Here is a 20435-nt window from a genome sequence, read left to right as displayed (position 1 = left end):
GATTGGAGTGGAGGCTGGGCGACTCCTTGGGGATTAGCGTCTCATCGGACGCCCCCAGGAAGCTCTGCTCTGCGCGAAAGCGAAGCGTCAGCGGCAAATGTTTTATCTGCGCGAAAGCGAAGCGGCAGCGATAAAAGCGCCCAGTCGGAACGGAAATCAACCACACGTTTTGGTGATGGTCCAAAAATATTATAATTAAGTTACTATAGAATCAATAGAAGCAGAAGGGGAGATTTTTTTACATGTCACATGAACATTCCTATACGATTGAAGAGGTGGCTCAATTATTAAAGGTTTCAAAATTAACGATCTATGATTTAGTGAAAAAGGGAGATTTACCTATTTTTCGTGTAGGCCGACAAATGCGTGTGGATAGAAACGATTTACAGTTATATATACAAAAGGGCAAGACAGGAGCAACTCCTGCTGCATCAATTGCCTCGATTACTCCTTCGACAAAAAATAAAAAGATTATTATAAGCGGACAAGATTTAGCCTTAGACTTATTAGGAAAATATATAGAGAAAAAACAATCAAATAAAGTATTGCGCTCGCATGAAGGTAGCTTTAATGGTGTCATGGCGCTGTATAATGGTGAATGTGATATTGCTAGTTTACATTTGTACGATGGTGATACAGGGGAATATAATACACCTTATTTGAAAAAGATTTTTGTAAGTCACTCTTATATTCTTCTCAATTTGATTTCACGCCGAGCAGGCTTTTATGTTCAAAAAGGAAATCCATTGCAAATTCAATCAATTGATGATTTTAAGACCAAATCACTAAAATTGATGAACCGTGAAAAAGGTTCAGGAGCTCGTACTTTCCTAGATGAACAATTACGCATTCATCACATATCTCCATCCTCAATTGAAGGATATAACGAAGAAGAAATGAGCCATATAGATGTAGCTTCTGCTGTCGCAAATGGGAATGCAGACATTGGAATAGGCATTGAAAAAATATCAAAACTCATAGAGGTTGACTTTATTCCACTTAATAGAGAACGTTATGATATTGTCCTATTAAAAACTCCTGAAAACCAACAGCTGGTTGAATCAGTCAAAGAGATTTTAAATTCACCAGATTTCCAATCAGAAGTAGTTGCACTAGGAGATTATGACGTCACTCAAATGGGACAAATTATATATGAAACACTTTAAAACTGTAAGTGAAAAAAATACTTGCCATTTTGGAGGGCACTGAAAAAGTCCATCTCTTCTCACATTGCGAGGTATTCAACGATTAAATCGTTGAATACCTCGCTTTTTTCATTTGGCACTGTGACTCTACTGTTGTTTTCCGAAGCATTACGCTCGCTTTCCGCGGGCGAGCGCCGAGCCTCCTCCTACGCTTCGCTTCGTGCGGGGTCTCGTCTGTCTCGCTTTCCCGCAGGAGTCGAGCGATGCTTCTCCAAACAACGCAATGTATCATACTATTATTTTAGTCACGCTTTCCTTGCTTTCCTTTATAATAAAAGAATTTAATGTGCAGGTGGTGCCCCCGATGATTTGATTTAATGGTCGAAATTGAAGGGAAAGGAAATGAGGAGTTTAGGGAATTTGTTATTCCTATTGAAGAGGAAGGACCAATTAATTTGGGTATTGGAGGCATTGGAGCTACAGAAGATCTAATGAAAAGAATAACTGGAAATTAAAATTTTTCAATTGTTCTCATATGCTCATCCCTATTACTCCACATTCACTAAATAAGAGCGGTCATCAAGAAGTAACAGCTTTGATTCATTACCATTTCTGATTTCGATGCAACATTAGCAACAAAAAGCATAAAAGGACAGCAAACAGTTTAATACGATGATGAATAAGGTAGCAGGTGTTGTATTGGTCCTGGTCTAAAATTAATGGCGACGAAACCACAATAGATGTTTGACGAAAATTAAGTTTACTAACAAAGTGCGTTGATCTAAAAAGATTATCGCACCTTGTTTGTTGACCTAATTTAGTGACGGATTAGGTTAGTGAGAAATTGTATATATAATAAATCAGCTTTTGTACTAGACAAATATGATTTTTTATAATATAGTAAGTATAATAAAATCGTTTGCAAGGGAACAATAAATTCACATATTACAAAGAGTAATCGTGTTTTGTTTGATGCTTTTTGTAATATGTGAATTTTTTCTTTTGGATAGATATGATTTTATTTAATACAATTAATGGAGGTCATTCAAATGACACAAGGTACAGTAAAATGGTTTAACTCAGAAAAAGGTTTCGGTTTCATCGAAGTAGAAGGCGGAAATGACGTATTTGCTCACTTCTCAGCTATCCAAGGTGACGGTTTCAAAACACTTGAAGAAGGTCAAAAAGTTGAATTCTCAGTAGAAGAAGGCCAACGCGGACCTCAAGCTACAAACATCGTAAAACTTTAATTTTAATGATGTAACCATAAAAGAGGCATCCTTTCATTAGGATGCCTCTTTTTTATGCGAAAAAGGAAGCGTTGTTTTGAAAAAATGTATTGGCGCGATAATTGATATGGGCGAACTTCAAACTAAGTCTAATTTTGTTTTACATAACTGAACTGCATCTCCAAGAAAATAACAATTGCAATTTTTATTAGTGGTTTTAGTTGAAAACTGGAATAATAAAGGAGACAATTATTTGAATAAATTTCAAGTTAGTATGTTTTTCATGGTTTTTAATGAATGTAGGAGGGCGTTATGGAAATTTGGGATGTTTACGATAAGAATAGAAATAAAACAAATAAGCTTCATATGCGTGGAGAAGTCGATGGTGATTATCATATAGTTGTACATGTATGGATAAAGAATAATAAGGGTGAATTTCTCTTAGCGAAAAGACATTAGGATAAAACTTATCCTAATTTGTGGGAATGTCCAGGTGGCTCTATGTTAGCAGGGGAAAGTAGTCTTGATGGTGCTATAAGAGAAGTAAAAGAAGAGATCGGAATTAATTTATTTAAGTTTAATGGAAAAATGATAAAGAGTGAACGTAGAGATGCGTACAATGATTTTTACGATGTATGGCTTTTTGACCAAAGCTTTGAAATTACGGAGACAGTATTACATGAAGATGAAATGAGCGATATTAAATGGGTAACCAAATATGAGCTTGAAAATATGTATAACTCTAAAAATATAGTACCAACGCTTGATTATTTTAGATTTGTCTTTTAATAAACTAAAAAAGCATTCATTTCAATGTTGAGTGGCTTAAAGGATTATTTAGCTGGAACTGTGAATGTACATCTTGTGTTTCAATTCATTAAAAAACATCACCAAACATTAATTTATTTTCTTTGACACTTGCTACATGAATCTCTTAACTATCAAACACAAAAATGGTTGATAAAGTAAAAATTGGAACTTTATCTAGATTTAATCGTATACAGAGTAACGGACATAAAATGTAGAGAGGAGGGGTTTGTATGCGTAGTAAAAATTTAATTATTATGATAGTGGCATTTATTGTAGAAGTTTTAATTACGTATTTTATTGCTTTGTTTTTCTCCGTAAGGTTTATCGAGATAATGTTTTTCACTGGTATAGCTTTTGCTGGGGGCAGTTTTTACTTTTCGAGTAGTGGTGGAGCTATGACTAGGTTATTTACATCTCAAGTTAGTGGGCAAACAGGCATAATTCAGAAAAGGGAAAAGTTCACTTATCAACTAGGTCCGATATTTATTACGTCAGTTATATTCTTTTTAATTGGTTTAGTACTCTTTCTCTTATTAGTTTGGGGAATAATTCCTCCTGTGGAAGCTTGAAATACTTATAAAATTGCTGTAGACAAAGTAATGTGTGGCTTTGTCTACAGCAATTTTAATGATTAATCGCTTAGCATTGCTTTTAATGTTCGTTTTTGCCAGCCTAGCTTGAAGTATGAGTATTGTAATACAAAATGCACACAGAAGGCAGCAGGGTAAGCTAACCAAACACCATTTAGCTCGAATGTAGTGTAGTTCGATAAAATTAATACCAATGGCATGTCGACTACTCAAATACAAGATGTTCGTTTGGAGTTAGTTAATAATCGAGGCGAACGTTCCATCAAACCATTTGTGATTGATCGAAAGAATTGGTTATTTGCGAAGTCACCAAAAGGCGCCCAAGCAAGTGCGATTATTTACAACATCGTCGAAACAGTAAAAAAACGGATTGGATACACTTCGTTATATAATGCATGTGTTTGAGCAAATGCCGTTAATCGACGTCCAGGACAATGTAGCATTAGGTGCGCTCAAGACTTGGTCGGAAGCTATTCCAAACAACTGTCATGTTCCTAAAAATCTACATAACAATAGCGCCTCCCTGAGAAAGGTGGGCGCTATTTGGCGCATGTAAGTTTGGTGTTAATAAAGCTGAACGAATACAGTTTTAGTAGGGAATAGCAGCATGTTAGCTAATGTTGTTGTAAATTTACTTTTTTAAATCCTCTTTGTATGCTAACTTTTTTTAAGCATGCGGTATATTGAATCAAACATCTTACTCATAAGCGCAAGAAAGGACAATAATATATAAGGAGTGACCCTACCAGTCTTTTCTATTCTTCATCTTCTCTATCATATACATTGAGTAAAAGTATACTAACAATATACTGATTATCTTGAATCCATTGATTATAAATTCCGCTATTCTCTTCTACAATTCTCTTCACATTTTTAATTCCTATTCCCTCGAATCGTCTATTCTTTCGAGTTTTAAGCTCCACAGTATCAAATACATTTGAAATTTCTATAAGTAGGTGATTATTAAATTGTTTGATAAGAAGTGAAATCTCTTTTTCTTTAGAATTAGACAAACGTCCGACTGCGTTTATGGAATTATCTATTAAATTTCCTAGCACAACTGCAAAAATATCATTATCTAAATTAACTTTTTCAGGGATGAAAGATTTAACTCTTAAAGTTATTCCATTGCTTTCAGCAATAGATTTTTTTTCATTCAGAAGATAATTTAGCACATAGTTATTTGTATAAAAATAATCATTGTGTTCGATTTTCTGTATCGAATTTTGAAGATATTTTTCAGCACCAGCAGTATCTCCCTGACTTAACATCCCCAGTAGAACTACGTATTGGTTTTTTAAGTCATGCTTCATTGAATATAGTTTAGATTGTGAATGCTTTAGTTGTTTAAAAAAATTCAATTCTGATTCAAATACTATTTTTTGTGTTGTAGCTTTTGCAAGTTTTTTTAAAAAATTCCCTATGGTTATATAAAGATATAGTATGCATATATTCATATAAAAAATACAAGTAGCAATCAATATAAAGTTAGGATGATTAATAAATGTAATTCCAGATACTACAGATGTACTTAACATAAATACTGATATCGTTGGTATTGAAATTAGTGTCATTAGGAGAAAAACATTTATTGGTCTCTTTAATTTACGCTTTTGGAGAACGATAATTTTAAGAACAGCTACAGCCATTAGTTTTAAAATTATAGCAATAGCTCCTCCTCCAGCCATAAAGAGTAGATTTGGATTATAACCTTCTGATAGCAATACTTCTTTCGTAATAAAAAACGAAAAGGAATCACAAATGAAAAACATTAAAAGTAAGTAAATTAATGAAAAGAACTCTTTTCTTATATCTATCGGATTTCTGATTGTAATAACTAAAAACAATAAAGTAGTGAAGATGGTATTAATAAGAATATGTGATTGTTGATTAGAAAATAGTAAAAATGCAGTAAGAATAAAAGCCAAGATTGTAATAGTTAATTTTTCTTTAGAAAACAGTTTATGGATGGATTTATTTAGGGAATAATGATTAACCAACACTAAATTAACAACAAAGTTGAATAATCCAACGATAGTATCATTCATTATATTAAGTCTCTTAACTGCATCAAAATTTGTTTTCTGGCACTATCCTTAAATGTACGACTTATTGGTATTTCAACAGTTTTCTTATCATTTAAATTAGCAATAATTGTATTATTGCTAATTTGTTTTACATATTTAACATTAACAATAAACGAGGTGTGGACTTGCACAAAATTCTCATTAATTTTCGATAAAAGGGCTCTTGTTTGAAGAACCGTTTCATATATATCAGTTGGAGTGTGAATGAGTACTTTCCTTTTATTTTTTTCAAAGTAAATAATTTCACTAAAAGAAAGACTGTAAAAAACTTTGTTAAATGTAAACATAAATTTTGAATCATCTAAATCTAAATACTTAATAGCGCGATTTAAGGCAGGATATAGTTTATCTTTTGTTACTGGTTTTAAAATGTAATCAAAAGTGTTAACCTTAAAGACCTTTTCCATATATTCTTTGAAACTTGTAAGAAAGATAATTAGACAAGTATAATTATTTTTTCTAATGGTCTCGGCAATCTCTATTCCCGATATATTAGGAAACTCAATATCTAAAATAAACAAATCATATGTATTTTCTTTAAGTAATTCAATTAAACGAAATGGATTATTGAATATATCAATTTCAAATAATGAGGAGTCATACTCTAACATTAAATCTTCGATAGCTTTTGCAATAACTGGAACATCATCACAAATAGCAATTTTTATTACCATTGTTTCGCTCCTTTAATAATAGTAAATTGTAGCAATGATCCACGATTATGTCATAAACAACAATTTGTGTGTGAAGAAAAATTAAGTTTAAATACTTAGCCACTTCTACCATTCTACAACTATCTTCCCTAACCAGTTTAATTGTAAACAATTCGATTTTTAGACATTTTAAAAAACTATAATAATTAGCATAAAAGACCCTGTTCTATGTATCTGATTATTAGGTTAGCGTAGAAATGATGTCATTAGTTACATATAACTTGCAGTTTGTTACACAAAAAGAAAAATAGTTTGAAAATATATTATTATCAAAATAAATAGAATTTTTATTTCTATTTAATCTAATGTTAAAGTCATGTGAAATTGTGGTGTTTGCATAGTTAAAGGGGGTGAAATTCAATGACAAACGTTGTTTACTCTAAACCAACAATTGAGAAAGTTGCTAGTTTTAAAGAGTCTACTAAAGGGCTTTGGTTTGGTAAATTTATAGATGGTTTGGGTAGTCGAGCTTTCATTCACATTGAAATTGGATTTTAATTACAGAGAGAAAAGTGGTCATTGGAAAATTTTGAGATATCCAGTGACCACTACTTAATTTCCAATAGAATTTAACATACGAGACTTTAAAACAATCGATTCTTCAGCGAAAGGCGGCTACTATTATTAACATTCAGTTAAAAGAAAAGTTAACAAAATTAAGTTCTGATAAAGTACCATTTCAAGTACATATAAAAACGGCTTCGATAAATATTTTGCTTATTTCTCAACATGAGTATGTTAAGCATTCTAAAGCCAACTTAGAGATATATTGTATACCATGTGAATATCCAAAAATTGTAGACCATATACAGGTAATTAAGGAATTTGGAATGTCAAAATTAGCAGTAACTTTTCAAAAGATTGTTTCTAAAGGAATCTTTGTTCTAGTTGATAAGCGCGAAGTTATTATAGGAGGAGCATTATTTGATGTTTCTCTATCATGGAAAATGTTAAAAGCTATTGTCGGGCCTTCTGGTGCAGGGAAAAGTACTGTTTTACAATTAATTGAAAGATTTTATGATCCTATCAGCGGGCAAATTTATGTAGACGGAAAGGATTATCGCAGTTATTCACGTGAAGAACTTCGTAAACTTATCACTTATGTTGAACAAAATGCCCCTATTATAGCAGGGACTTTAAGAGATAATCTCCTTTTAGGAAATTCTAATGTATCTGATCAAGAATGTTACGATGTTTTAAAAGAGGTAAACCTTAGCTATTTGATAGAACGTTCTTCTGAAAAGCTCGACATGAAAATTGGAGAATCTGGTACTACTTTATCTGGTGGAGAACGCCAGCGTTTAGCTATGGCTCGTTCTCTTTTATCAAAGGCAGAGATTGTTCTTCTTGATGAATTGACATCCAATTTAGATAGTTTAAATGAAATTGGGATGAAAAAAGCTGTTGACAAGATGAGAGAGTGTAAAACTGTCATTGTTGTAGCACACCGTCTCTCTACAATAGTTGATTCAGATATAATCTATGTTCTTGAACATGGAAGAATTGTTGGTTCAGGTAATCATAATGAGTTACTTGATAAAGTACCATTATATAGAGAATTAGCTAAAGAACAATTTCTTGACAAGGCAATTTAAATAAATATTGTAAACTCAAAGAGATTTAATTATTTAAATATTAAAAAATCATATATTTAGTTATCTGAAATTTCTAACAATGTTAAGTTCCTCATTGTCTAATTTAGAAACTGAAATTTTGTTAATCATGACTAATATTATTTCGGAGGAGATGGTTATATTGACGAATACTACAAAAAATATTGTTATATCAAAATTATGTAAACGGCATGGAGAAAAAGATATATTAAAAGATGTGTCATTTGAAGCGAAAGAAGGGAGAATCACAGCTTTTCTTGGACCAAATAGTGCAGGAAAAAGCTCGACACTTCGTATTTTGTTAGGACTTGATCGTTCAACAGGAACAGCAACTTTTGGCGGAAGTAACTATGTAACATTTAGTACTCCATTGAAAGTGGTAGGAGCAGCATTTGACGGTATAGGTGGTACTCCTTCTAGAAGTGTAAAAACCCATCTGAAAATCATAGCACAAAGCAACAACATTTCTTTCCGTCGTGTGTCCGAAGTATTGAAAATAGTTGGTTTATCAGAAAAAAGCAAATCTAGGCTTGGAACTTTATCATTGGGTGAAGGACAACGACTTGGACTTGCGGTAGCTCTTTTGGGAGACCCTCAATATATTGTTCTTGATGAACCAACCAATGGACTTGATCCAACAGGAATTCGCTGGTTTAGAAAATTTATTCGTCAGCAATCAGACATGGGAAAAACTATTTTGTTGTCATCACATCTTCTTTCTGAAGTGGAAGCTGTGGCAGACGATGTAGTTATTATTAATCATGGAAAAATAATTGCAACTGGTGAACTTCAGGATGTTATGAAAAATCTAGAATCATTGGAAGATGTGTTCTTTTCTCTTACAGAAGAAGGTGAAGCAAAAGATGAAGACTTTTTCTAGAACTATACGATTTGAACTGATAAAGATTTGTTCAAGTAGAGTGTGGTGGGTAATTTGTGCTTTAGTTGTTGTTATTCAACCATTACTTGCACTTATCACAGCAAAAAGCTTCGCTCAGATGGGTTTAGACGCGACACCAGAAACTCATCCGGAATTAGCGGAAGCCTTGCCTCCTTTGGATTACTTGGGATTTGATGCAGTGCTTTTTGGGTTATTACCGATGGTTGTTTTTGGAGGAATTTTAGGAGCAAGTGAATATAAACATCATATGTTACGTACAACTTTACTATGTCAAAGCAGTCGTATTAAGGTTTTCTATGCGAAAGTACTTGCACTTTTAATATGTAGTACATTCATATCATCTTTGACAATTTTTGCCACAATTTCTATTACGCATTTTGGTTTGGGGGAACTAGGTTTACATCCATTTTATTTAAGTACAATAGCTTGGCAGTTTATTGGCTTTTCAGTGCTGGATTGGATTTTACTAACAATACTTTCTTTTGGGATCGGAGTGCTCTTTAGAAATGCTATAGTACCTTTAGTTTTTTTAGTTCCTCAGGTTTATAATCTTGGAAATTATTTAGAGCAAAGGTGGGGATGGGGGGAGTATCTTCCTGTGGCAGCAGGTAATCTTCTCTTTGCAACACCAACAGATCCTTTTGAACATGATCCATTAAAAGGTGGTATCGTACTGTTGATATGGGTGATTTTAACTTTAATCATATCTTATTATGCTTTTATTCGTAGTGATGTAGGAGGGAAATATTGATGTTCGCTGCGTTGCGTAGTGAGAAAACTAAATTTTTCTCTTTTGGTTGGTGTATTGTAGGTGTAATGGGAGCTATTATCGTTCCCTTACTCTTCTTATTAACATCTGATACTCCAAAGATAGGGAGAGAGAAGGAGATACTTTCTCTTTGCTTGCAAGCCCTCTATTTAGGTCAACTAGGAATTATTTTTGCCAGTGCAAGTTATTTTGGACAAGAATATTCTAACTCTGCTCTAAGAACAACACTTCTCACACAACCATCAAGATTAAAATTATTATGCGCTAAATTTGTAAATATTACCATAGTTGTAGTGCTTACAGGAATAGTTTCAAGTGGACTTAGTTTACTTGTTCTTTTTATTCAATATGATATGGAATGGACAGGTACTTTAATGATACGGTTACTTGGAAGTATTTCTCTTGGCATGCTTAGTTGGATTCAATTAGCTTGGATTACCTCTGCCTTATCCATTATGACAAAATCGCTTATAGCACCTACCGCTATCATGTTCCCGCTTATTTTGGGACTTAGCCAATTGTTGTTTACAATTTCTCAGTTGGCAAAATTTTTACCTACTCTTGCTACACTGAATCTTTTTTCAATACCTGCGGTAAATACCTTATTGGACAAATGGTCAGGGCTAGTGGTTCAATTTTCTTGGGTGGTATTATTATTACCTATTTCTGCTTGGTTGTTTTCATATCGTAATGTTCGTTAAAATAGTAATGGAATGTGTAAGCGAGCGGATTATGCAAATGTAAAACTTATTTTATTAACATAATTTTTTTCTAAATTCATTGTTGGAGCTGTTGAAGCATTAAAGATTATTCATGAACTGAGATACAAGACCATTTTTAATGTTTTAGTTTATAAGTAAGAATAATTTATTAATTTTTCTCAGGAGTTAATTAATATGCTTAATTAAGAATAAGCATTCTAGATACTTATTGTAAACATGATAATTGGGAAGAAGATGAGTGTCTTAAACCTATAGGTAAACAGAGCTATCGGATGTTCTATCAACCCTAAATACTTATGAGATTGCTGTAGACAAAGTTACATACGGCTTTGTCTACAGGTTCTATCATAAAGATTAATCGCTTAACATTGCTTTTAAAGTTCGTTTTTGCCAGCCTAACTTGAAGTATGCGTACTGTAACACAAAATGTACACAGAAGGTAATAGGGTAAGCTAACCAAACGCCATTTAGCTCGAATTTAGTGTGGTGCGATAAAATAAACGCCAATGGTACCTCGACTACCCAAATTGCGATGACTAGGAAGATTGTAGGCCATAAAACAACACCTGTAGCTCGCATTGTAGCCGAAACGGTTTGTGTATGGCCAAAAATTAAATAGCTCCAAAATGCGATATATAAATAATCTTTTGCGATAAGTACCGTATCATGTTTATCAATAAAGAAAGATAAAATAGGTTCCGCAAATAAATACATAATTAAAATAATAGCGCCGCCTAAAATATAGTTAATACGCACACCTAATTGACGAATTTTTTTAATCATATCCGTAGAGTTAGCCCCTAAAGCCTGCGCAACAAATACAGATGTCGCAATAGCAATACTCATCGCTGGCACTTGTGCATAACTGGCCACCTGATTGACAACACCGTAAGCGGCAGTAGCATCGGAGCCGTAAACATTAACGAAGCCAATTACAGCAATTTCGGCTACAGAGATCGCAACCATACTAATGCTCGATGGAATGGCTAACTTTAATAAAGAAGCTAAAATATCCTTCTTTAATTTGAAATGCTGCAAAATCGATTTGTCTAAGCGTAGAATATGTTTTGTTTTATGCAGGTAAGCAAATAATAATAACATCGTCACCAGATTAGATAAAACAGAGGCATAAGCGGCGCCGTTTAAGCCAAACTCAGGCAGACCAAGCCAGCCAAAAACTAATGGTGGCAGTAATGTGATATTTAAAATAACACTTATAACTAAAAATAAAAACGGTGTTTTAGAGTCACCGACACCACGCATAAAGGTTGTGTACACCATATACCAAAACATAATAGGTAATGTGAAAAATAAAATTTGAGCATAGCTAATACTCATATCTAAAATATTTGCGGGTGTGTGCATAAACCGTAAAATCCACTCAATGAAAAAGCCACCAAAAATCGCGACAACAATCGATAAAATCGTTGTGAAGGCTAAAGTTACCCCTACAACCTCCTTCATTTTCTCATGATTGCCAGCCCCATACGTTTGCCCTACTAAAATTGAGCTACCTGAGCCAATCCCAATTGCAAACGCCATTAAAAAGAAGAAGAATGGAAAGAATGCTGAAATTGCCGCTAGCGCATCAACACCTAAATTGCGCCCAACTATAAACATTCCAAAGACTTGCCCTAGTGACTGCAGCACATTCGCTAGCATAATAGGGATTAAAAAATTAAAAAAAGCTTTTTGCAGTTTTTTATCATCATGTAAAATTTGTTGGTCCATTTTTATGTCCTCTTGGGTTTTAATAACCCATTTCCTTTAAAATATGTGATAGCGTGCGTAGGCGTTCGCCGATTAGTTCACCATCCGCACTTAATGCTTGATTAAAGAGCTTAATATCCTCTTTAATTTGTTCATTTTCTGTGCATACTTCCACTGTCATTGCATCACCCTGTAAACCAACACGTTTAATAACAGGGTTTTCTTCATCATATAAATTTTCGTATTGATAAGCTTCCTTAAAATAAAGCTGAGACTCACATACTAAGATAGCGAGGTCAAGTACACGATGAAGAGGTAGTTCCTCCGATTGACGTGACCATTTACCACCTGTATGACGCCACACCTTAGCGGAAATATCTACCTTGCCTCTGTCATTCCATTGAGCTAAGCCAAGTGAAAGCCCCTGTGCATCTGTATGATAAGCAGTACGCCCATCAATATTGGCATAATTTTCAGCAACAATAACAGGTTTATGCTTTAAATGTGTAGGTATTTTCATCAATTATAACCCCTTCGTTAATTTGAATTTTAGTAATTTAGTAAATTACTGCATTAGTAAATATAACATTGGACAAATTCGAGAGTCAATTTTTATATGGAAAATTTTTCACCAAATGGATCGCTCATAAACAAACCAGTTATAAAGGGAAAATACCAAGAAAATCTTCGTAATATTAAAATGGGAATCACTACTGATTTGTTCGAAAGAATTTTTTGCAGACCAAAAAAGTTATCTTGCAAGACCGTAATGGATATAAAAGAGGGATAGCTAAATACGCTTTATAGAGAGTAGACCAAATAAATGGGATTGGTTAAAATGGTAATTAGTTTATATAATGGAAAATAAATTGCGGAAAAAGAGCAGAGTTCATTGAATGCCGAAAAACTAATGAAAGAGGGCAATAGAATGAGGATCCAATCTACAAATAATAATTACATAAATGTGATTAAAAAAGATGAATTAAATAGTTTATCTCCAGATTTATTTTTAGATAAAAATAAACAGGCAAAAGCGAAATATGAAATTAAAAGAGAAGGTGGTTATATTCGTCATTATGTAACTAAATTAAATGGGGAAAGAGTAATGATTAAAGAAACTAAATTACGACAAGATACAGATCAAAGCACAGGGGAGATGCCCGATGTGCTGAAAGATAACCTATTAAACCAATTTACAAAAACTTTAGATCAACAAACATCTAATGAATTATCGAAAACAGGATTAGCTGGACAGAAAGCCAAAGAAAAATTAATGTCAGTTTATCAAAATTCAATATAGTTACGTTAGGAAATTAAAAAGGAGTAATTTAGGTGATCATTTATGCAGTTTAAAAAGCGTTTAGGTTTATATATATCAGCTTTATTAATCGTATTACTTATAGGAATTGTTTTCAAAAATGTATTCATAAAAGAAACAACGATTAATCCGATAGTAGAAAAAGAAGATGGAACAAAACAACTTGTTTTTGATGCAAAGTTAACACGATTAGACGAATCATCAACTACGTTAGAAAAATACAATGGAAAGGTCCTAATCGTTAACTTTTGGGCATCTTGGTGTGGACCTTGTCAAGAAGAGGCTTCTGATTTAAGGGATTTTTATAACAATAAATCTGAAAATGTTGAGCTGTTAGCAATCAATGCAACTTCTAAAGATAGTAGTGAAAATGCTATGAAATTTCAAGAAACATACAATTTGAATTTCCCTATATTTCTTGATTTAGATGGTAAACTTCAAAAATCATTTGGAATATGGGCTTATCCAACAACCTTTATATTTGATTCTAAAGGTATATTGAAATATTCGATAGAAGGACAGGTTAATCAAAAAGAATTAAATAAATATATTGATACACTCTACTAATCTGGAAGCCCATTTCCTTTACGATGAGAGCGCTTTTCTGTTGCTTTACTAAAAATTTCGCAAGAAAAGAGGGGAATCATTATGTATCAGACATTAAATGGTTTTTTTAAGTCTTGGGAGTTCGAAGCCGATGGTACACAGAGGTTATTGAATACTTTAACTGATGAATCACTTAAACAGGAAATAACGTCTGAAAATTGGACTCTAGGACGTATTGCTTGGCATACTGTTACTGCAATTCGCATCATAACTTCAAATTCTAATTTAACTTTTGAAGGTCCAACTAAAGATTATCCTGTTCCTACTTCAGCACAATTTATTGCAGATAGCTATTCTCAAGTCAATAATGCATTTGTGCAAGCTGTAAAAACCAATTGGACTGATCAAATCCTTCACGAGTACATCAACTTCTTCGGTCAAAAAATGCAAATTGGAACACTATTAATGTTTTTGATTCAACATCAAAATCACCATCGAGGACAAATGACGGTTCTTATGCGACAGGCTGGATTAATTGTTCCAGGCATTTATGGTCCAGCTAAAGAGGAATGGGCAAATTTCGGTATGGAAGCTCCAGAAATGTAAAACTAATTAAGGTGAGGATATTGTGAAAATAGCAGTTATATCAGATACTCATGGAAATAAAGATGCATTAAAAGCAGTGTTAGAGGATATAAAATATAGAAGAATCGATAAGATATATAATTTAGGTGACACTCTTTACGGACCGTTATTCCCATTAGAAACCTATGAAATAATAAAGAGTACAGATATTAAAAGTGTAAGTGGAAATTGTGATCGGATATTATTACAGTCTTCATCGGAAAATCCAACCGTTCAATATGTAATAGACATGCTCACGGAAGAACATAAAAGCTGGTTAATGAACCTCCCTTTTTCAATTCAAACAGATGATTTTTACTTTTGTCATGCTTCACCGGAAAATGATGAACTATATATGTTGAATGAAATTACGCCAAATGGTGTTACTTTAAAACAACCAGAGGAAATAATGAAATTAGTAAAAGATATCCCACAACATATTATTTTTTGTGGTCACTCCCATTTTCCAACGACTATTTATTTACCTAATAACAAAATCATTATTAATCCAGGCAGTGTCGGTTTGCCTGCTTATGAAGAAGTTGAACCATTCTATTATAAGATCGAATCAGGTACACCTTTTGCGAATTATACAGTTGTAGAAAAAAGGAATGGTGAATGGATTATTGAGCAGTTAAGCATTCCTTATGATACTACGGAGGTTATTAAACAAAGCGAAGGTCAACATAGATCTGATTGGGCCAGAGCATTAAAATATGGGAGAGTTTGAAGTGATATTTTTTCAATTTAAAAGAGTAAAAGGACTTGTTGATAAATCAAAAAAACAAGTCCTTTATTTTATCATGTTAAATACTGTCGTGAGGGCCTAATTGATTTATAGTTCTTCCTGGAAATAAATCTTATAAAATTTTCGATTTGTAGATTCATCGTAGCCTACTTCAATTAGTTCATCCACTTGCTCAATATCCTGTACGTTCACCTGGATCTCAATATTAGAATCGAGTTTAATTTTACGTTTATATTTTTTTTCAGCCTTTTCAAGCGCGCTCTCAGAAATAACAGTTTCATAAGGTTTTACCGAATTTATGATAATATCTTTTTGTGTTGGCTCTGCTTTTTCAAATACCGTTTCTATATAATTATTTACTTGAAACTCATCTTCATTTCTGAAATAATCAAGCGTTTTGTTTAAAAGCCCCAGTTTCTCCGTATTTGTAAAGCTCTCTTCTTTTAAGATATATTTTTTGCATTCTGTTAACGCTAAATTTGTTTTGTAATAATGTTCATCTGCTGCTTTAATCTTTAGAAATCGTTCTTGCCAGTAGACAATATCTTCTTTCCTTTTCGTTTTTATAAAGACAGCAGGTGCCTCATCCGTCCCCATATCTATGATGATGGCCATGTTATTGATTTTCTTAACATTAATTCCATCAATACCATTAACAATCATTTTGTTTTGTTGGTTTTTTACATCTAAAAACATTTCCTTTTCATCAATCTTAACGATGGCGATTGCTTTTTTAACTTCTGTAGATAGAAAACAATTGTCAAATAATCCAATAAACAATTCGCCACTTTTAATGTTAGGATGTTGAGATACACTATGTAAGTGTTTAGCGATGTTTATTGATTGTTCAAGGAAATTATCCTCCTGATCAAAAATTGCCCTCACATATGTGTAAACCTCATTTAATCCAATATCTGTTTCATGAAAAAATTCGTATTGCTGCTCTAAATCGATTTTGCTAAACGCTAGCTGTGTAAAAGCTGCTTCTAGCATGACCTCTGGCTGTGAAAATGACTCCTCACCTAACACGAGTGTATCGTCAATAAAATGTATAATATATTGTTTTAACTTACTTTCACTTACTTCTAGCATGTTTTCCACCTTCTAAAATTTCATTGTAGATAATATACCATATCATAACCCTCGCAGTATTTTCATATATTTTATTTTTACGAATAATAAAATAAAAAAGAACAATGAATACATTCATTTAAGAGATTTTTTTTGGTCGCTTACTATAGGAGAGACAATTATATTGGATTTCCAATTAATTAGGGGATCCTTTTGGAATTGTAAGTTCATTACCGTAAATTGACATTAGTGGTAGCTGAAGTATACTGGGGTTAAACGGAAATGTGCATAAAGAAATCAACGAAGAGAAGAGGTCTTGAAATGCTCTATAATATTAAACCAATAGCTGTAGTGAGCAATTGTCGAGAAATGATTGAAGATGACAATTGGGGTGAAGTCATTTCTACCATTGTATTAACAAAAGATATTCATGAATCTTCTTTAAAAGGGATTGATGATTTTTCCCATTTAGAAATAATTTTTTATTTTGACAAGGTGGCAGATGAAAAAATTCAATATGAAGCGAGACATCCAAGAAATAATAAGGACTATCCGGAAGTCGGTATTTTCGCACAGAGAGGTAAAAATAGACCTAATAAAATAGGTGTAACGGTTGTAGAATTACTAGAATTAAAGGATAGAGCATTAATCGTTAAAGGCTTAGATGCAATTGATGGAACACCAATCATTGATATAAAGCCTGTAATGAAAGAATTTTTACCAAAAGGTGAAATAAAACAGCCACGTTGGGCAACTGATTTAATGAAGAATTATTGGGTCTAGTTTATGTATATGAAAGACTGTGGACCAGTTTATTTTTAATTGTTAAGGAGTATTTTTTTATAACATGGGACTTCTGCTTAATGAGTAGAAGTCTTTTTGTTATCGAACAAGATTCATACGTCCATTTTCATGTACCCTTATACACTTGGAAACTGAATAGTTCTATTTTTCTGTTTTTAAGACCATCTTAAGATAACGATTAAATAGCTATAAGGTTATTACGTTATTCTTTCTTTAAATGAATGGAAAGGGGAAACATGATGGGATTGAAGCGGGTTTCGTTCGTTGATAGTCTTCGTGGATTTAGTTTGCTTGGGATTTTACTTGCTAATTTAATAATTTTTCAATACGGCACACATGGAGCCTTAAAAAATTTATCATCACAAAGTGCAGGGGATTTTGTAAGGGTGTTTATCGGCGGATCTTTTATGCCTATTTTTACGCTGTTATTTGGATTTTCTTTTATTAAGCTAATTGAATCTGTCCGTGAAAAAGGGATGAAAAGTCGATGGATTATACTTCGACGGAGCATGGGGCTCATTCTATTAGGCTGGCTGCATACTACATTTATATGGGAAGGTGACATACTCTTATATTACGGTTGTATGATTCTGTTTTTGTTACCATTCATTAATCGAAAAGCAAAAACAATTATCATATGGGCTAGTATTTCCTTTGTATTTTCAGTTGCAATTATGATGAATATTAACTTAGATTTTGCAGCAAATCAGCAGGATATCAATACGTATATTGAAAAAGCAGATACCATATATGCACATGGTAGTTATTTAGATGTCGTTAATTTTCGTCTAAATAGGCTGATGCCTGAACAGGAAATATCTATCCTATTATTTGTAGCACCATTATTCTATACACCATTGTTTTTACTTGGTATGGCGCTTGCGAAAATGCGAGCATTTGTAAATATAGAGCGGGAACAAAAGTGGTATAAGCTAGGTATGATACTTGTACCTATTGGGATACTATGTAAATATTTGAGTTTAAAAGAAGGAGATTTGTCAACTATGCTTCAGATGAGTGGAGCACAAGTGTTAGCGTTAGGCTATGTATGTGTAGCCGCCTTTCTCTATAAGAAATGGCGTACGTCGTCTATTATTCATGCCTTTGAATGTGTTGGTAAGCTGTCTTTAACTAATTATTTAATGCAATCTATTATTTGTACAACTGTATTTTTTGGCTATGTTTTTGGGATATTCGGAAAATTAGGCATCTTGAATGGTATGTTATTTGGGTTAGGCATTTATTGTGTGCAGTGCATTGGCAGTGTCTTATATTTAAAAAAATTCAAGCGTGGTCCATTTGAGCAGGCTTTACGGATGTGGACGAATTGGTCCATTGATGGTCGATTAAAGCGAAAAGAACAGAGTATTAATAGAGTGATTGAATAACTTTACAACAAAGGGGATGAGAGAAATCCCCTTTGTTGTAATTATAGAATAATACCTTGTTGGTAAAGTAGATTAATAGCATGGGAACGGTTTTTAGCCTTTAGGTTTTTAATTGCAGATTTTACATATTGATTGATCGTAAATTCGCTTAAATCCATACTATTTGCAATTTCCTTCGTACTGTCTCCGTTAGCAACCTGCATCATAACCTCTAACTCCCGTTTACTAAGAGAAACATCTTTGCTTTAACGAGGCTATGTCAGGCTGGTGTTGATGTTGAATTCCATTTGTATCCTGGCTTTTATCATGCCTTTGAAAGCTTCGTCCCAACAGCAATAATAAGCCAAAGAGCAGCAGCAACCGAATATGTTGAGGCCGCTAAATATGTTTTAAATCGTAATGTTTCTGTTCATTTATAGTATAAATAATATATAAGTCTTGCGGATTTTTTCGAAAAATCTTCAAGTGAAATCCTAGGGTAATGGTCGATTTCAATGAAGTGTTACCCAAAGCAAAAGGAATCTGCGCACATTAAAGTATGCAGATTCCTTTATAATATTGTTTACTGTGCAACAGTTTGTGCGTTATCGATAATTTCTTTTGGTATGTCAATTGTTTTTAGGTTATTGAAATCAGTATATGTTACAACTGTCTTCATTTTTGACGAAAATTCTTCTTTTTCCACTTTTATTTTCAAATCCATATTCACATCTATTTTATTTGTATCAAAAGTTTCTTTATCAATGTATAGTACGTAGTCCATTTTATTAATCGTTAAATTATCAAGAGGATTTTCTTGAAGGTTAAGATCTTTCAACGATTTTTTCATTTCAGAATCGATAAGCTCTTTAAACTTATCGCCCTTTGCGTCTAAAGTTAAGACATATGCATCATCTGTTTGCTCGAATTTAAAATCACTTGCAAACTTTTTAAGCTGTTCTAATTGTTCCTTAGCGTTTGCTGCTGATGAAGTCTCCTTTAAAAGTGAATCGAAATCATCACTTGGCAACTTTAACCATTTATCGGTAGTTTCGTCTTTTACGAAAATACCTTGATCCTTATTCATGTACATTTCAACTGACACTTCATTATTCTTGTCGCCTTCGTCAAGCATATCTGGCGCTTTCGTTGTCATTGAGAAGTGCATACCTAATGGATCGGTAACTACATCCACGTCCATTTTTGTATCGCTGGTAAATTTCTCTGCTTTGTCACCTGACCCCATTTTTGCCTCTTGAGTCACTTCTGCTTTTGCACTCGCACTTTTAATGTCTTCCTGGCGTTTCACCGCTTTTTCATACACTTGCTCTAAAGTAAGTTCACTTGTTTTAGTTGTGTCTTTAGTTGGTGTAGCGCTACTGTTACAAGCTGCTAGTGTTAGTGCTAGTGCTCCAACACTTAAAACTTTAAAAAATTTGTTCATTACTTTCATCTCCTATTCTTGGTAAAAACATCATCTATTAGTATACATTACTATAAAAGTAAAAGTTTCATTATTTAAAAAACAGTACTAATTCAATATTAAAATAATAGTAAATGCCCAATTTATACCTGTATTTATAAGCCTTCATGCTTAGCTAAATAACAAGAAAAAGTAGTACAAGAATAATAATTGGTGATAGAAAAACATTGTTAGCTGAATTAATT

General features: G+C 33.1%; 25 protein-coding genes and 1 pseudogene. 18 read left to right on the top strand and 8 right to left on the bottom strand.

What is annotated here, in order from left to right; translation table 11 throughout:
* The first annotated feature begins 242 nt into the window (after positions 1 to 242).
* From ACQKMV_RS10625 to ACQKMV_RS10600, 6 genes and pseudogenes are all read left to right on the top strand, one after another.
* On the top strand, positions 243 to 1166 hold the full coding sequence (locus ACQKMV_RS10625; protein ID WP_427503848.1) for a substrate-binding domain-containing protein: 924 nt from the start codon (positions 243 to 245) through the stop codon (positions 1164 to 1166).
* A gap of 356 nt (positions 1167 to 1522) precedes the next feature.
* Positions 1523 to 1660 carry a hypothetical protein gene (locus ACQKMV_RS10620; protein WP_427503847.1) on the top strand — a complete coding sequence of 46 codons (138 nt, stop codon included), beginning with the start codon at positions 1523 to 1525 and terminating at the stop codon, positions 1658 to 1660.
* 534 nt (positions 1661 to 2194) lie between these two features.
* The gene (locus ACQKMV_RS10615; protein ID WP_053484870.1) at positions 2195 to 2395 is read left to right on the top strand and encodes a cold-shock protein; all 201 of its coding nucleotides are present in this window, start codon (positions 2195 to 2197) and stop codon (positions 2393 to 2395) included.
* A gap of 291 nt (positions 2396 to 2686) precedes the next feature.
* On the top strand, positions 2687 to 2833 hold the full coding sequence (locus ACQKMV_RS10610) for a hypothetical protein (protein ID WP_427503846.1): 147 nt from the start codon (positions 2687 to 2689) through the stop codon (positions 2831 to 2833).
* A 15-nt stretch (positions 2834 to 2848) separates the two neighbouring features.
* A pseudogene (locus tag ACQKMV_RS10605) lies at positions 2849 to 3163 on the top strand (NUDIX domain-containing protein); the annotation flags it as partial.
* Between the two features lie 251 nt (positions 3164 to 3414).
* Positions 3415 to 3753 (top strand): hypothetical protein, encoded by a 339-nt coding sequence (locus ACQKMV_RS10600; protein WP_427503845.1) that lies wholly within the window; start codon positions 3415 to 3417, stop codon positions 3751 to 3753.
* A 62-nt stretch (positions 3754 to 3815) separates the two neighbouring features.
* Here ACQKMV_RS10600 and ACQKMV_RS10595 read toward each other — a convergent pair whose 3' ends face one another.
* Entirely contained in the window at positions 3816 to 3974 is a 159-nt protein-coding gene (locus tag ACQKMV_RS10595; RefSeq protein ID WP_427503844.1) for a hypothetical protein, read from the bottom strand.
* Here ACQKMV_RS10595 and ACQKMV_RS10590 point away from each other — a divergent pair.
* On the top strand, positions 3973 to 4179 hold the full coding sequence (locus ACQKMV_RS10590; RefSeq protein ID WP_427503842.1) for an IS66 family transposase: 207 nt from the start codon (positions 3973 to 3975) through the stop codon (positions 4177 to 4179). The two genes, ACQKMV_RS10595 and ACQKMV_RS10590, sit on opposite strands and share 2 nt — an antisense overlap.
* Positions 4180 to 4529: 350 nt before the next feature.
* Here ACQKMV_RS10590 and ACQKMV_RS10585 read toward each other — a convergent pair whose 3' ends face one another.
* Both ACQKMV_RS10585 and ACQKMV_RS10580 read right to left on the bottom strand, forming a co-directional pair.
* The gene (locus ACQKMV_RS10585; RefSeq protein WP_427503840.1) at positions 4530 to 5822 is read right to left on the bottom strand and encodes a sensor histidine kinase; all 1293 of its coding nucleotides are present in this window, start codon (positions 5820 to 5822) and stop codon (positions 4530 to 4532) included.
* Complete coding sequence (locus ACQKMV_RS10580) at positions 5822 to 6535, bottom strand: LytR/AlgR family response regulator transcription factor (protein ID WP_427503839.1); 714 nt, start codon at positions 6533 to 6535, stop codon at positions 5822 to 5824. Before ACQKMV_RS10580 ends, ACQKMV_RS10585 begins: the two co-directional genes overlap by 1 nt.
* 399 nt (positions 6536 to 6934) lie before the next feature.
* Between ACQKMV_RS10580 and ACQKMV_RS10575 the strand changes: the two genes are divergently transcribed.
* The 5 genes from ACQKMV_RS10575 (at position 6935) to ACQKMV_RS10555 (ending at position 10558) form a co-directional block, all read left to right on the top strand.
* Positions 6935 to 7072 carry a lasso RiPP family leader peptide-containing protein gene (locus ACQKMV_RS10575; RefSeq protein ID WP_427423418.1) on the top strand — a complete coding sequence of 46 codons (138 nt, stop codon included), beginning with the start codon at positions 6935 to 6937 and terminating at the stop codon, positions 7070 to 7072.
* A gap of 332 nt (positions 7073 to 7404) precedes the next feature.
* Positions 7405 to 8169 (top strand): ATP-binding cassette domain-containing protein, encoded by a 765-nt coding sequence (locus tag ACQKMV_RS10570; protein WP_427503838.1) that lies wholly within the window; start codon positions 7405 to 7407, stop codon positions 8167 to 8169.
* Between the two features lie 160 nt (positions 8170 to 8329).
* Positions 8330 to 9067: an ABC transporter ATP-binding protein gene (locus tag ACQKMV_RS10565; protein WP_427503837.1), complete on the top strand. Its 738-nt coding sequence runs from the start codon at positions 8330 to 8332 to the stop codon at positions 9065 to 9067.
* Complete coding sequence (locus ACQKMV_RS10560; protein ID WP_427503836.1) at positions 9051 to 9839, top strand: ABC transporter permease; 789 nt, start codon at positions 9051 to 9053, stop codon at positions 9837 to 9839. Before ACQKMV_RS10565 ends, ACQKMV_RS10560 begins: the two co-directional genes overlap by 17 nt.
* Positions 9839 to 10558: an ABC transporter permease gene (locus ACQKMV_RS10555; RefSeq protein ID WP_427503835.1), complete on the top strand. Its 720-nt coding sequence runs from the start codon at positions 9839 to 9841 to the stop codon at positions 10556 to 10558. The genes ACQKMV_RS10560 and ACQKMV_RS10555 overlap by 1 nt, the downstream gene beginning before the upstream one ends.
* Before the next feature lie 375 nt (positions 10559 to 10933).
* On the opposite strand, the gene ACQKMV_RS10550 is transcribed toward ACQKMV_RS10555, so the two are convergent.
* Positions 10934 to 12310, bottom strand: coding sequence for an MATE family efflux transporter (locus ACQKMV_RS10550; RefSeq protein ID WP_427503834.1), 1377 nt, complete (start codon positions 12308 to 12310; stop codon positions 10934 to 10936).
* 19 nt (positions 12311 to 12329) lie between these two features.
* The gene (locus ACQKMV_RS10545; RefSeq protein ID WP_427503833.1) at positions 12330 to 12809 is read right to left on the bottom strand and encodes a DUF6530 family protein; all 480 of its coding nucleotides are present in this window, start codon (positions 12807 to 12809) and stop codon (positions 12330 to 12332) included.
* 408 nt (positions 12810 to 13217) lie between these two features.
* On the opposite strand from ACQKMV_RS10545, the gene ACQKMV_RS10540 reads away from it, so the two are divergent.
* The 4 genes from ACQKMV_RS10540 to ACQKMV_RS10525 all read left to right on the top strand — a co-directional run bounded on the left by ACQKMV_RS10540 (position 13218) and on the right by ACQKMV_RS10525 (position 15507).
* Entirely contained in the window at positions 13218 to 13589 is a 372-nt protein-coding gene (locus ACQKMV_RS10540; RefSeq protein ID WP_427503832.1) for a hypothetical protein, read from the top strand.
* A 42-nt stretch (positions 13590 to 13631) separates the two neighbouring features.
* A complete protein-coding gene (locus ACQKMV_RS10535) occupies positions 13632 to 14174 on the top strand; it encodes a TlpA family protein disulfide reductase (RefSeq protein WP_427503830.1) in 543 nt (180 codons plus the stop codon).
* Positions 14175 to 14255: 81 nt separating this feature from the next.
* On the top strand, positions 14256 to 14759 hold the full coding sequence (locus ACQKMV_RS10530; RefSeq protein WP_427503828.1) for a DinB family protein: 504 nt from the start codon (positions 14256 to 14258) through the stop codon (positions 14757 to 14759).
* 22 nt (positions 14760 to 14781) lie between these two features.
* Positions 14782 to 15507, top strand: a complete 726-nt coding sequence (locus ACQKMV_RS10525) for a metallophosphoesterase family protein (protein WP_427503827.1) — start codon at positions 14782 to 14784, stop codon at positions 15505 to 15507.
* A gap of 105 nt (positions 15508 to 15612) precedes the next feature.
* Here the strand turns inward: ACQKMV_RS10525 and ACQKMV_RS10520 are convergent, their stop codons facing one another.
* Entirely contained in the window at positions 15613 to 16617 is a 1005-nt protein-coding gene (locus tag ACQKMV_RS10520; RefSeq protein ID WP_427503826.1) for a hypothetical protein, read from the bottom strand.
* Positions 16618 to 16917: 300 nt separating this feature from the next.
* Between ACQKMV_RS10520 and tsaA the strand changes: the two genes are divergently transcribed.
* Together tsaA and ACQKMV_RS10510 are read left to right on the top strand one after the other, a co-directional pair.
* Positions 16918 to 17379 (top strand): tRNA (N6-threonylcarbamoyladenosine(37)-N6)-methyltransferase TrmO, encoded by a 462-nt coding sequence (tsaA, locus tag ACQKMV_RS10515; RefSeq protein WP_427503968.1) that lies wholly within the window; start codon positions 16918 to 16920, stop codon positions 17377 to 17379.
* Between the two features lie 260 nt (positions 17380 to 17639).
* Positions 17640 to 18788, top strand: coding sequence for a DUF418 domain-containing protein (locus ACQKMV_RS10510; RefSeq protein WP_427503824.1), 1149 nt, complete (start codon positions 17640 to 17642; stop codon positions 18786 to 18788).
* Between the two features lie 41 nt (positions 18789 to 18829).
* Here the strand turns inward: ACQKMV_RS10510 and ACQKMV_RS10505 are convergent, their stop codons facing one another.
* Both ACQKMV_RS10505 and ACQKMV_RS10500 read right to left on the bottom strand, forming a co-directional pair.
* On the bottom strand, positions 18830 to 18994 hold the full coding sequence (locus ACQKMV_RS10505; protein ID WP_427503823.1) for a LuxR C-terminal-related transcriptional regulator: 165 nt from the start codon (positions 18992 to 18994) through the stop codon (positions 18830 to 18832).
* A gap of 356 nt (positions 18995 to 19350) precedes the next feature.
* A complete protein-coding gene (locus ACQKMV_RS10500; protein WP_427503822.1) occupies positions 19351 to 20211 on the bottom strand; it encodes a DUF6612 family protein in 861 nt (286 codons plus the stop codon).
* Between the last annotated feature and the right edge of the window lie 224 nt (positions 20212 to 20435).

The sequence above is a fragment of the Lysinibacillus sp. NPDC094403 genome (genome assembly GCF_050278745.1).
Taxonomy (GTDB): Bacteria; Bacillota; Bacilli; order Bacillales_A; family Planococcaceae; genus Lysinibacillus.
The sequence above is the reverse complement of the archived record's forward strand: the minus strand, read 5'-3'. Positions and strand labels throughout refer to the sequence as shown.